We start from the raw sequence: 12874 nt of genomic DNA on the forward strand, positions 1-12874 counted from the left end.
GGCATGCCCTTAAGGGCTTAACGCCATTCATCTCTATAGACAAAGCGGGGCATTTGCCAGTTATAACGCAATGCCAGCATACGAAAACATAAACCTATTGCCATCGGGCCGAGTACTGCTACGTTTTCGTTTAACTCAAGGTGCAAAGCCCCTAAGTACAAGGCACCGGTTAGCATAGAGACACTGGCATACATTTCTTTGCGAAGTAATAAAGGAATGTCATTACACAAGACGTCTCGTAAGACTCCCCCAGCACAGCCGGTGATCATGCCACTGAGCAGCACGATGGTGATCGGCAGCTCCATTTCCATGCCTATTTGACAGCCGATAACGGTAAACACGACTAAACCCATCGCGTCCAGCAAGAGAAACAAACTGTGCAAGCGTCGCATCACCGGCGCAATTAAGGCGGTAATAATCGCTGCTCCTGCCGTCATCCATAAATACTCGGGGTGTTTTACCCAAGTTAACGGATAGTGACCTAACAACACGTCACGCACTGAGCCCCCGCCCAAAGCAGTAATACAGGCAATGATACATACCCCAATCCAATCCATATCACGCCGGCCTGCTGCCAACGCCGCTGTCATCGCCTCGGCGGTGATAGCAATTAAATACATGAGTAATATGATCATCCCGAGTCTCGCGTACCTAGGTCTAAATCACGTATCACAGAACGATAGTGCCAAAGCATTACTAGCCCCGGTAGGGCTATGAGCACCGTACTAAGGAAAAAACTTGGCCAACCAAATGACTTCACCATATAGCCACTTAACGGTCCCGCTAAATACGTACGTCCTACGGCTGACAAAGCGCTGAGCAACGCAAATTGTGCCGCAGAATAGCTTTGATTGCATAGTGCCATGACTAACGCGACAAAGGCCGTTGTACCCAAACCACCACATAGGTTTTCAATCGAAATCACCGCGCCCATCAGCCAAATGCTCGACTCAGGTTGGATGGATAAATACCAGTAGCCAAAATTAGATACCGCTTGCAGCACGCCAAACAATAATAACGCTCGATATAAGCCCAAAGGCACCATTAAGGCGCCCCCAAGCAAAGCACCCAATATCGTCGCAGCCAGCCCGACTACTTTGTTCGCATAGCCCACTGCCTCTAACGAAAAACCCGCTTCGCGCAACAGGAAAGTCGTGGACAACGCACTGGCGAAAGAATCCCCCAACTTATACAGCACGATAAGTAAAAGCATGGCTAAGGCGCCACGACGGGAGAAAAACTCTGTAAAGGGAGCTTGCACGGCTTCGTACAAGCTACGTGGAGCGCGGCGCTGTACTTCTGGCTCAGGCGCCTTAAGAGTCGCCAAGGTCATCAAGGCCATAATGGCAGCCATCGTGGCATAGGTATTTTCCCAACCAACCTGCGCGGCCAAGACCATGGCCAACCCACCGGACATAATCATACCTATGCGGTAACCCGTGACTCGCACAGCCGCACCGGCGGCACGCTCATCCGCTTGCAACACATCGGTGCTATACGCATCGAAAGCGATATCTTGAGTAGCGGAAAGAAAAGCGATCCAAAACGCTAAGGCAAAGACCAAGCCCAATTGTGTGCTTGGATCTAAGCGGCTCATCAGCAATAGCGAGATGGCTAATAAAACTTGAGTTAGCAGCATCCAGCCGCGCCTGCGGCCCAAGAAAGGCAAGCAATACCTATCGATCAAGGGGGCCCACAAAAACTTCAATGTGTAAGCAGAGCCCGCCAAGGTAAGCAAACCAATTTGCTCTTCAGGCGAGCCTGTTGTGGTTAACCACGCCTGCAACGTGCCACTGACTAATGCCAGCGGCAGGCCACTGGCAAAACCCAGCACCAACAAAGGAAATACGCGGGGGCTGAAATAAACAAAGGACACAGTAAAAGAGCCTTACGCCGCTTTAAAATACGGTGATTCAAATCGGTAGACGGCCAGCGTACTGCGCCACCCAGGCATAAAGGATACCTCGGCCTTGTCATTAAAGGCAGCCCGATGCGTAATGCGCAAGCCCAAGGAAGCAGCCAAGTCCTGAAAATCTTTCAATGTGCACAAATGAATATTGGGCGTGTCATACCACTGATACGGCATTTCCCCTGTTACGGGCATGCGTCCGCGCAAGATTGCCCAACCATGAGGCCAATAACCAAAGTTGGGGAAAGAAACGATGCCATAATGCGCGACGCGTGCCATTTCACGCAATATATGTTCGGTGTGCAACATTGACTGCAAAGTTTTAGACAGTACCACCGTATCAAAGTGCTGGTCGGCAAATAAGGCTAACCCTTCTTCTAAGTTTTGCTGAATAACGGGGACCCCGCGTTTTACACTAGCAATAACCGAATAATCGTCAAGCTCAACGCCGGTTCCATCGGTGTGTTTATGATCGCGCAAATAGGCTAATAGCTCGCCATCACTACACCCTAAGTCCAGCACTCTGGAACCAGGCTCTATCCATTGCGCTATACGCTGTAAATCTTGTCGTAAGCTTATCGGTTTTTGTACAGCCGAACTCATGCTGCCAGCACTCCTGTGGTTCTTTGACGCGTACCTAACCCCAAAGTTGCGGCGATCTGGTCATAATAGCCTTGCACCACGGCATGATAGCGCGCATCTTCGAGTAAAAATGCATCATGCCCATGCGGGGCATCAATTTCGGCATAACTGACGCGATGCTTGTTCTTCAATAAGGCCTGCACAATTTCGCGTGAGCGTTCCGGAGAAAAGCGCCAATCTGTAGTAAAAGAAACCACCAGAAAATTTGCCTGAACCCCTTCAAGAGCTTTATTTAAATCGCCTTGATAGGGGCGCGCAGGATCAAAGTAATCGAGGGCACGCGTGATAATCAAGTAGGTATTTGCATCAAAATAACGCGAAAACTTTTCCCCTTGATAGCGCAAGTAAGATTCGACTTCGAACTCCACACCGTAGCCATAATGGTACCCGCCATCTTCAGCCGGTGCCCGTTGCGTACGACCAAATTTTTCCGCCATAACAGTATCGGACTGATAGGTGATGTGTCCTACCATACGCGCTACCGCTAGCCCCGCTTGAGGGACAACACCATGCTCGTAATAGTTGCCGCCATGAAACTGAGGATCGGACAAAATAGCGCTACGGGCCACTTCATTAAACGCAATATTTTGAGCGCTTAATCGGGGGGTACTGGCAATCACAACGCAATTGGCTACCCGCTCGGGGCAACTGATCGCCCAACTAAGCGCCTGCATTCCACCTAAAGAACCACCCATGACGGCTGCAAATTTTTCTATCCCAAGATAGTCAGCCAAACGAGCTTGGGCAAGAACCCAGTCTTCAACGGTAAGCACCGGAAACTCAGCGCCCCATGGTTTGCCGGTTATAGGGTGTGGGCTGGCTGGCCCTGTAGAGCCAAAGCAGGAACCAATATTGTTCACACCGATGACGAAAAAGCGGTCGGTATCCACCGCTTTTCCCGGCCCCACCATATTGTCCCACCAGCCTGTGCTTTTCGTTTCATTCTCATACAAGCCTGCCACATGATGGGAAGCATTTAAGGCATGACAAATCAACACGGCATTGGACGCATCGGCGTTAAGCTGCCCATAGGTTTCAAATGCCAATGTATAGCTAGGCAGCACCTGCCCACTGCTCAAAGGCAAGGGCTCATCAAAAAACAGGGACTGTGGCCTGACATAACCCACCGATCCTTGGGGTAGCTCAGGAGAACAAGAAATAGACCCTTCTAGGGTCTTAATAGAAGAAGTGACCATACGGACCTCTTTAGCTGGATTTATAGGAGCGCCCGCAAGCGGATCAGGCAAATCGGCGCAAAACAGCTGTAGTTTAGCACCCTAGCGAAAGCGAATCCATGCCTACTCCAAAATCTTCCTGCGCAACTTAGGTTTTCTCTATAAAAGCAGCTAAACCACTTGCCTTTGATTTGTATCATTTAGTTTCAGACAAAGCATAGGCACAATACGACTACTTCTTCCTTTCCTCCTTCTCCATTAAGGCTATCATCCATGTTGCACTTAACGACACGCGAAGAGCTTTGTCTCAATTGGGTTGCTCAAGGTAAAACCAGCACTGAAATCGGTCTCATATTGAATATATCAGCGCGTACAGTGAATTTTCACATTCAAAATGCCTGTGGCAAGATGGGAGTCAGAAAACGCCAAGCGGCTATCGCGAAAGCCCTACTAGAGGGCAGAATTAGCGGTATGCCACCCATCTCTTAAAGGCTGTCGGAAAGCGTTCGAGAAACGCCATAAAGCACCTTAAGGGTAATAGTGAAGTATCGCGTAAGTAAAAAACAGTGTTTTCTTTAATGTTTCTTCCGCTATACGGTAAACCTGGCTTTATACTCGCGACCTAGACCTATCGTTATAAAACACTCGATAACTCCAATAACACTGGCACTACCCGCCCACTATCGGGTAAGCTGCCTAACCATTCTACCTACATCCTAGGTGACGATTTTTTACTGGAATACAGTAGATGACTACTCGCCAACACCGTCTCGCCGCGTTACGCGCACACCCCCATATACTGCGTTCTATCTTGCGTGGTATCGAGAAAGAGGGCCTACGCGTCAATGAGCAGGGACAGCTTGCCCAGACGCCCCACCCCAGTGCATTAGGCTCAGCCCTAAGCAATGAACACGTAACAACGGACTATGCCGAAGCCTTGCTGGAGCTCATCACCAGTCCACATGATACGGTTGCCGGTTTACTCACCGAACTGCAAGAGCTGCATACCTTTGTAGGCTCTAAGCTACAGGGCGAAATTGTCTGGAATCAGTCCATGCCAGCGCTATTACCAGACGAAAAAGACATCGCCATAGGCTGGTACGGCAGCTCAAACACAGGCATGCTCAAACATGTCTACCGTCGTGGTCTAGCCGAACGTTACGGTAAAACCATGCAATGCATAGCAGGCGTACATTACAATTTTTCTTTACCCGATGAAATGTGGGGTGTGCTGGGACAGTGCGGCCAAGATTTACAAGAGCAACGATCTAAGGGCTACCTGTCTCTAATACGTAACTTCACTCGCTATTCGTGGTTGCTCATGTATTTGTTTGGCGCTTCTCCCGCCATTTCCAAAAACTTCCTACAGGGCGCTAGCAGTCAACTAAGCCAAATTGCGCCCGACACACTCGCGCTTCCGTATGCAACGAGTTTACGCATGAGCGACTTAGGCTACCAGAACAAAGAAGCTCAGGCTGAATTGCAACTTTGCTACAACGACTTAGACACGTTTATCATGCGTATGTACCACGCTGCGGTAACGCCCTGGCCTGCCTATGAAGCAATAGGTACACATCGGGATGGCGAGTGGATTCAGCTCAATACGCATATTCTACAAATTGAAAACGAATACTATTCCAGCATACGCCCTAAGCGCACAACAGGGCCGTGCGAACGCCCTGCTACCGCTTTGGCCGAGCGTGGCGTAGAGTACGTCGAAGTGCGCTGCATGGATATCGATCCGACCGCGCCGTTGGGTATTTCAGCCCAGACCTGCCACTTCCTCGACACTTTTTTACTGTACTGTGCGGTAGAAGACAGCCCCTATTTCCCTGACGGCGGCTTTTGCCAAGACAGCAAAACCAACTTTGCCAGTGTGGTAAAAGAGGGCAGAAAACCAGGGCTAACGTTGATCAATCAGCATAAAGAAACGGTTTCCTTGCCTGCGTGGGGACGCTCTATTCTGGATGGCATGCAAGCCTACGCTGAACTGCTCGACGAATCCTTTGGGGGCACGGCCCATCAAGAAGCTGTGCAAGCTCAGTATGCCAAACTCGAGAACGCCGAACACACCCCCTCAGCTCAGCTCTATGAGTTGCTGCGCAGCACACAACAAAGCTTTCAGGCATTTACCTTACAAAGCAGCCTAGAGCACCAACAGCACTTGCTCGCAAGCCCTTTAAGTGCCGAACGACTGCAACAATACGAACGTGCTGCCAGTGCCTCTATTCAAGCGCAACAAGTTCTCGAAGCAACGCCCAGTGAAAGCTTCGCTGAATACGTAGCCCGCTATGAACGCAACCTCACCCCTCCCTTAGCGCTACGTAGCTAAATTTTTCTGCCCCTTTCTCAAGGCCACCATGTGTGGCCTTTTTGTTGCGTGCTTACCCTGCGACAAACACGAGCAAAGAATATATGACACACAAACGTGTAATGTTATAACATAACATGTTTAATCTATTTCTATCTGTCATGAAATTGTCCCTATCCCCACTTGCCTGGGCAGTAAACGTCGCTCTGGTGACCCCTGTATATGCGTCTTCACCTGCACAGATGCTAGATCCCATCCGTATCTCGGCTTCTCCTTTTAATGTAAGCGCTCAAGAAATGGTATCGCCCGCAACCATCTTGCAAGGCCCGCAATTAAACCTGAATCGCGCTCCTAGCTTGGGCGAGCTACTAGGGTCTCAGCCCGGCATACACTCAGACACTTTCGGCAGCGGGGCTAGCCGTCCTGTAATTCGAGGACAAACAGCACCACGCGTAAAAGTGCTAAGCGATGGCTCAGAAATTATGGATGCATCCAATGTCTCGCCTGATCACGCTATTACGATCGATACTTGGCTAGCCGAGCGCGTAGAGATATTACGTGGCCCGGCATCCTTGTTGTTTGGTGGCAGTTCAATCGGAGGGGTGGTCAACGTAATTGATCGCAAAGTGCCCACATATATACCCGACCGTCCAGAAGGCGCGCTACACGTTGAAGGCTCTAGCGTAGACCAAGGGCGTGCCAGCGCGGTCGAATTAACCACCGGGGCAGATAATATTGCCCTACACATAGAGGGCTCACATCACAAAAACAAAGATTATCGTGTTCCTCAGTGGCATGATAGTCATGTTAACGACTCACGCTCACGCAGTGATGCAATGAGCTTGGGTTTGTCTTTCATCGGTGATCAGGGCTATTTAGGGGGGGCCTACTCGTACCGAGAGGACACCTATGGCTTACCTGGGCATACCCACGAGTACGAAAGCTGCCATCCGCATGGTTCTTCGCTTCACTGCGGCGGGCATGGGCATGAACACGAACATGAGCATGAGCATGAGCACGAACATGACGAGCATAATGCCTCCGCCCATTTACGCCATCAACGCTTTGACCTACGGGGAGAGTTACGTGACCCTTTGCCCGGATTCGAGTACGCTCGACTACGTGCCGCCTATACCGACTATCACCATGTAGAAAAAGAAAATGGCCAAGCGGGCACACGCTTTAGCAATCGCGGCTATGACACTCGTTTAGAACTGAGCCATCAGCCCATCGGTCAATTAAAAGGTGTAGTGGGGCTACAAACGTCTTTGTCTGACTTTGCCTCTAAAGATGGCCACGAGAACTTTATTCCTAAAACTCGCACTCGTAATCAAGGCCTGTTTTTACTGGAGCATATACAGTGGGACAACTGGCGGGTGGAGTTCGGCGCTCGCCATGAATGGCAAACCATTACACCCGATAGTCAAACACTGCGCCGACATAAAGGCCAAGCAAACTCATTATCCGTTGGAACCACCTGGAAGTTCGCACCAGAGTACTCAGCCAGCCTGTCCCTTTCTCGCTCTCAGCGACTGCCTAACGCCCAAGAGCTTTTTGCTAAAGGCGTACATTTTGCAACACTTACTTATGAACAAGGCAACCCGCATCTTGAGCGTGAAACCAGCAATAACATCGACATCGGTGTGAGCAAACACACAGGCGATCTGCGGCTCGAAGCACGCGCCTTTTATAACCGCAACAAAAATTATATTTATGCGCGTACGCTTGACCAATCTGAAGACTTTCGTTTAATTCGCTACAGTCAAGATGAGGCCCAGTTCTGGGGGCTAGAGGCACAGGCCTCCTATCCTTTAACCTCGGCGGTGAGTCTCAGCGTATATGGCGATCTAGTGCGCGGCAAACTGCTTCACCCCGATCGGGCCTTACCCCGTATGCCTGCTGCACGCCTAGGGGTACGCAGTGATCTGAACTGGCAAAACTGGGCAGCCTATGTCTCCTACACCCAAACCTTGGCGCAACATAGAAGTGCTGAGTTCGAGCGTGATACCGCTTCATTTGGCATGTTAAGCATGGGCGTTAGTTATACCCATCGTGTCGCTCAAACCGACTACACGGTTTACTTGAAAGGCAGTAACTTACTGAATAAACTGGCCTATAACCACACCTCATTTATCTCCCGTCACGCACCATTCCAAGGTCGCAACATCACCGCTGGGCTAAGGATCGAGTTTTGAGTACGCCTAAAATCCACACAGATAGCCGCCTTTTTCAAGTTATCACCGATATGCAGGCCGATCGCCCATGGGGCAATGTGCTCGATGCAGGAACAGGGCGTAGTTCCATGAACTGGTTACTGAGTCTGCACACGACTAGCTGGACTGCAGTGACCGGTGCACAAAGTATGGCTGATCAGGTCAAACGAGAGTTCGGTAACAGGCAACGCCCCCAAGATAAACTACTGGTAGGCAATTGGAGCGACCCCGAACTACTCGCCGGGCAACGCTATGAGACAGTCCTTGCCGATTACTTACTGGGTGCCATGGACGGCTTCTCACCCTATGCACAAGATTTACTTTTTGGTCGTTTACGCCCCTTAGTAAAACAACGCTTTTACCTTATTGGTCTCGAACCCTATGTGCCATACTCAAGCTCTGATCCGGCAGGAACCCTGGTCGTAGAGATAGGGCGTCTGCGCGACGCCTGCTTATTATTGGCAGGGGAGCGCCCCTATCGTGAATATCCAATGGACTGGGTGTTACGACATTTACGCCAAGCAGGCTTGCGCTGCCTTGACGCTCAACGTTTCGCCATACGCTACGGAGAGCGTTTTATTAACAGTCAGCTTGATATGTGCATGCAGCGTACGCAACGTTTTAAGGATCGTACGCTCGCCGTGGCCATGAGTGAACATATCGCGCACTTGCGACGCCGTTCTTTGTCTTTTAGTGAGGCAGAAGGCGGACTACGTCACGGCTATGACTATGTCATCGCTGCTGAGCCCATGTAAATTGAGCCACGTTGAATAAGTCATTATCTACGAAGTGCGTAGTGTGCACTAAATGTAAGCAAAGCCAGATAGGCTATAAATGAAGGCTGTGGCGCGCCCGACAGGAATCGAACCTGTATCGAGAGCTTCGGAAACTCTAATTCTATCCATTGAACTACGGGCGCCAAGCCACAGATTTTAGCGTGAATACAGATTTAATTCACCCCCTATTTACGCCGAGCACAGTATCTACTACAAACTGAGTAATACAAGAGCCGCGCAGTTCGCTATAATCACAGGTTGCGTGGCCGTGTAAAATGGCGCAAAGTAATTAATCACGCAGGTTTAAGAGTAGAAACCAAGTACCCGTCGTGCCGTTCAGGCGAAAGCGCATGCCTTGGTCCTACATTCATTCTTGTATGCATTTGCAGGATCCGATAATGAGCAACACGGAACAAAAACCGGTAGAAAATCTCCAGGGGCGTCCAGCCATGATTAAAACCCCACAGCAATTGCTCGTCACCGTGGCTCTGGCCTTTATCGTGCCCGTTGCCGTTATCATCATGCTGGCACAGCTCGTAAGCGCCACGATGAGCTCAGGTGCAGGCTCTGATGCCATGTCTTTCGACGCTATTGCTGAACGTATTCAACCCGTTGCTGGCTTTAAGCTCGTTGACGCTAACGCAGTCATCGAACTAAAAACAGGTGAACAAGTCTACGAAAGCACCTGTATTGCCTGTCACGGCACAGGGATAGCCGGCGCACCTAAAACAGGTGACAAAGGTGCATGGGAACCTCTCATTCAGCTAGGCTACGATGAGCTTGTACACGCCGCCATCAATGGTATCCGCGGTATGCCTGCTCGGGGTGGCAATCCCAACTTAGACGATATCGAAGTTGCCCGTGCAGTAGCCTTTATGGCAAACCAAGCTGGCGCCACATTCGAAGCCCCTACCGTCGTTGACGAAGCAGCTAAAGAAGACACACCCAAAGAAGAGCCTGCTCCTACCAATGATGCTGCGGCCACCACGCCAAGCGCAGGCGCTACAGCACCCGTAGACGCCAGCATTGACTTAGCGGCTGGCAAAAAACTATACGACAGCGTGTGCTTTGCCTGTCACGCCACGAAAGTACCTGGCGCCCCCCAGTTCGGCGACCAAGCCGCATGGAAGCCTTATATCGAAACCGGTTTAGACACGATGGTACAAAAAGCCATCCACGGTGTCGGAGCGATGCCCCCGCGTGGTGGGTCACAAGCGTCAGATGAAGAAATCAAATCTGCCGTGCAGTACATGGTTGACGCAGCCAAGTAATCACTCGCCCCACTAAGTACAGAAAAGCCAGCTTAGGTGCTTACCTAGCTGGCTTTTTGACGTCTATACGATGACTCGTTTCTTTATAGACCTCTTGGCACCAAGCCATTGCTTACCGAATCGAACAAGCCTCAAGCGCCTAAGTAGGCGCTCAAGCCACGTACTAAATACACGGTTCCAATAGCGGCAACGATCCATTGTGTATACTTTCTGAACGACTGATCTGTTAAGCGTTCAAGTACGACCTTACTTAGCGATGTGCCCCAAATCGCCAAGAGCGCAAATAAACATAAAGTCCAATACGCTACTGGGAACTCATCGGGAACGGCTACTACTAATAGACCAAAATAAATAAGTTTGCCTAAATGACCAAACAGTTGGCAAGCTGCCTTAGTGGCAATAACCTGATGGCGATTATACGTTTCACGTACAAAAAACACATCTAACGTTGGGCCGGAAACCCCCGAAAGCAGTTGAAAGAACGTACACAAAGCACCGCACAACTCTGCCCCGCCACGACTCGTGGCTTGCGGTACCCATTTCTTAGGAATAGACAGGGCCAGAAATGGCACGATACCCAAAGCAATAAGCACCACACTCATCGCAGGACTAAAACTGACCCAACTCATGACAGCTGTCACTGCGACAAGGCCCAACACAAAACGTAGCACAATGCCCCACTGCACATGCTTACGCCACATCACAGCACGCCAACCATTAGCGAAAGCTTGGATAAAACCGTGCAAAATCATCGCATGACCAACAGGCAGCAAAAACACTAAGCCGCCCATCAATACCATACCTCCTGCCATACCGAACACGCCGGACAGAAAAGAGGTAAAGACCACGAAGGCGGATAAAGAAAAAATAGCTAAAACGGACACCTACCACCACTCCCCAGAGGCCAAAGCATAAATTATTAATATTGGTCTGCCTTGCCTCACAACCAGATCACCCACTCAGATAATGTGGCCTGCACGTCAGCAGGCCACATAACTGGCTCACTGACTTACTCTACTGCGCCGCGCATGCGGTTTCAGCGCATAAGGACAAACCTAATTGCGCACGTCGACGCAACCATGGGCTGGAACGATAACGCATATCACCAGTATTCGCATACATATTGCTCAAAATCTCTAAAATAAGATCAGCGCCCCAGTGGTCTCCCATGGAAAGTGGCCCCCCGTACGGGTAAGCAAGACCAAGACGCACAGCATTATCGATGTCGGTAGGCGTGGCGATCTGTTGTTGGGCAATGTCGGCCGCCACATTAATAATAGTCGCAACGATACGCTGAGCAACAAACCCACTAGAGTCCTCGATCACACTGACCGGCGTCCCATCACTGGCCAACAAAGCCCATGCTTGATCACGCCAGTTCTGTCCTGTTGCCACCGAGCACATGAGGACGCGGCGCTTACCCGGCTCCAAGCCAAATAAAGTATCTAAGGCAAGCGTACGTACAGGATCGAGCTGATGCTCAACAACGACGCTTGCCACATCTTGCCCGAATGGCGTGATCAAAATCAGCGCCTCTTCGCTGGGCGAGCTCCCCGTCTCAACAGTCACTCCTAGAGCACTTAACAAGGCTGCTGCACGCTCGTAGCCCTTCTGATGATAATGTGCCAGCCAAACAGGCACCTGAGGCGTGAGGGGTGGTACCTCGGGCTGAGGTGGGATTATTTTCTGCGCTTGATCATAGGTATAAAAACCAGCGTCGGTTTTACGCCCCCATAATTTGCCTGCCTGACGCACGGCGGTAATCGGTGAAGGTCGGAAACGCGGCTCATCAAAAAACTGCTCGTAGATAGAGGTCATGACGGGATGCGAAACGTCCAGACCAGTTAAGTCCATGAGCTCAAAGGGCCCCATGCGAAAGCCCGCTTGATCGCGCATAATGGCATCAATTTGATAAAAAGGGGCGACGCATTCTTGAGCTACTTTGAGCCCCTCTATATTCATACCACGCCCCGCATGATTCACCACAAAACCAGGCATATCTTTAGCGCGCACAGGTGTGTGCCCTAACTCTCGCGCCAACGCCATCAAGGCATCAGCCGTGTGCGTAGCGGTGCGCAAACCTTCTATCACCTCTACGACTTTCATTAGCGGCACGGGATTAAAAAAGTGAAATCCCACCACTCTGGCTGGCAGACGACAAGCTTGCGCAATACTGGTAATGGACAATGACGACGTATTGGAAGCCAGTATGCAATCATCGTCCACGCCCTGCTCTAACTGCACAAACAGTTGCTGCTTCACCTCTAGGCGCTCAACGATGGCCTCCACGACCAGATCTACCTGATACAACTGCTCTAAGGAATCGGCAACGGTTACGGCCTGCGTCGCTGCCAGCACCTGTTCTGCCGTCATCCGCCCTTTATCGGCCAAACGTTGCCATATTGCCTGCAATGCTTGCACGGCCTTTTGGGCCGCTTGAGCCTGAACATCGTACAGATAAACCCGCTTACCCGCTTGCGCCACAATTTGGGCAATACCTTGGCCCATGGCCCCGGCACCCACTACCCCCACAGACTGAATGTGCTTCATCATTTACTTTGTCTCACTCCATTCTTT

At 50.6% G+C, this 12874-nt stretch carries 11 protein-coding genes and 1 tRNA gene; 5 read left to right on the top strand and 7 right to left on the bottom strand.

Going from position 1 to position 12874, the window contains the following annotated elements:
• Positions 1–17 precede the first annotated feature (17 nt).
• From OSH01_RS02115 to metX, 4 genes are read right to left on the bottom strand one after another with little or no spacing between them, the layout of a single operon-like run.
• Positions 18–635, bottom strand: a complete 618-nt coding sequence (locus tag OSH01_RS02115) for a trimeric intracellular cation channel family protein (protein WP_266122393.1) — start codon at positions 633–635, stop codon at positions 18–20.
• Positions 632–1876 (bottom strand): AmpG family muropeptide MFS transporter, encoded by a 1245-nt coding sequence (locus OSH01_RS02120; protein WP_266122394.1) that lies wholly within the window; start codon positions 1874–1876, stop codon positions 632–634. Before OSH01_RS02120 ends, OSH01_RS02115 begins: the two co-directional genes overlap by 4 nt.
• 12 nt (positions 1877–1888) lie before the next feature.
• Positions 1889–2512, bottom strand: coding sequence for a methionine biosynthesis protein MetW (gene metW, locus OSH01_RS02125; RefSeq protein ID WP_266122395.1), 624 nt, complete (start codon positions 2510–2512; stop codon positions 1889–1891).
• Positions 2509–3747: a homoserine O-succinyltransferase MetX gene (gene metX / locus OSH01_RS02130; RefSeq protein WP_266122396.1), complete on the bottom strand. Its 1239-nt coding sequence runs from the start codon at positions 3745–3747 to the stop codon at positions 2509–2511. Before metX ends, metW begins: the two co-directional genes overlap by 4 nt.
• 252 nt (positions 3748–3999) lie before the next feature.
• On the opposite strand from metX, the gene OSH01_RS02135 reads away from it, so the two are divergent.
• The 4 genes from OSH01_RS02135 to OSH01_RS02150 all read left to right on the top strand — a co-directional run bounded on the left by OSH01_RS02135 (position 4000) and on the right by OSH01_RS02150 (position 9005).
• The gene (locus tag OSH01_RS02135) at positions 4000–4215 is read left to right on the top strand and encodes a helix-turn-helix domain-containing protein (RefSeq protein WP_266122397.1); all 216 of its coding nucleotides are present in this window, start codon (positions 4000–4002) and stop codon (positions 4213–4215) included.
• 259 nt (positions 4216–4474) lie between these two features.
• Positions 4475–6058, top strand: coding sequence for a glutamate--cysteine ligase (gene gshA / locus OSH01_RS02140; protein ID WP_266122398.1), 1584 nt, complete (start codon positions 4475–4477; stop codon positions 6056–6058).
• 140 nt (positions 6059–6198) lie between these two features.
• On the top strand, positions 6199–8232 hold the full coding sequence (locus OSH01_RS02145; protein WP_266122399.1) for a TonB-dependent receptor domain-containing protein: 2034 nt from the start codon (positions 6199–6201) through the stop codon (positions 8230–8232).
• On the top strand, positions 8229–9005 hold the full coding sequence (locus OSH01_RS02150) for a class I SAM-dependent methyltransferase (RefSeq protein WP_266122400.1): 777 nt from the start codon (positions 8229–8231) through the stop codon (positions 9003–9005). Before OSH01_RS02145 ends, OSH01_RS02150 begins: the two co-directional genes overlap by 4 nt.
• An 89-nt stretch (positions 9006–9094) precedes the next feature.
• Here OSH01_RS02150 and OSH01_RS02155 read toward each other — a convergent pair.
• Positions 9095–9169: transfer RNA gene (locus tag OSH01_RS02155), tRNA-Arg, on the bottom strand.
• A gap of 255 nt (positions 9170–9424) precedes the next feature.
• On the opposite strand from OSH01_RS02155, the gene OSH01_RS02160 reads away from it, so the two are divergent.
• Positions 9425–10297, top strand: a complete 873-nt coding sequence (locus OSH01_RS02160; RefSeq protein WP_266122401.1) for a c-type cytochrome — start codon at positions 9425–9427, stop codon at positions 10295–10297.
• 131 nt (positions 10298–10428) lie between these two features.
• On the opposite strand, the gene OSH01_RS02165 is transcribed toward OSH01_RS02160, so the two are convergent.
• Both OSH01_RS02165 and OSH01_RS02170 read right to left on the bottom strand, forming a co-directional pair.
• On the bottom strand, positions 10429–11181 hold the full coding sequence (locus OSH01_RS02165) for a sulfite exporter TauE/SafE family protein (RefSeq protein WP_266122402.1): 753 nt from the start codon (positions 11179–11181) through the stop codon (positions 10429–10431).
• 130 nt (positions 11182–11311) lie between these two features.
• A complete protein-coding gene (locus OSH01_RS02170) occupies positions 11312–12847 on the bottom strand; it encodes a 3-hydroxyacyl-CoA dehydrogenase (protein ID WP_266122849.1) in 1536 nt (511 codons plus the stop codon).
• Positions 12848–12874: the final 27 nt, after the last annotated feature.

It is taken from the genome of Alcaligenes endophyticus, assembly GCF_026344035.1.
GTDB lineage: Bacteria > Pseudomonadota > Gammaproteobacteria > Burkholderiales > Burkholderiaceae_B > Alcaligenes > Alcaligenes endophyticus.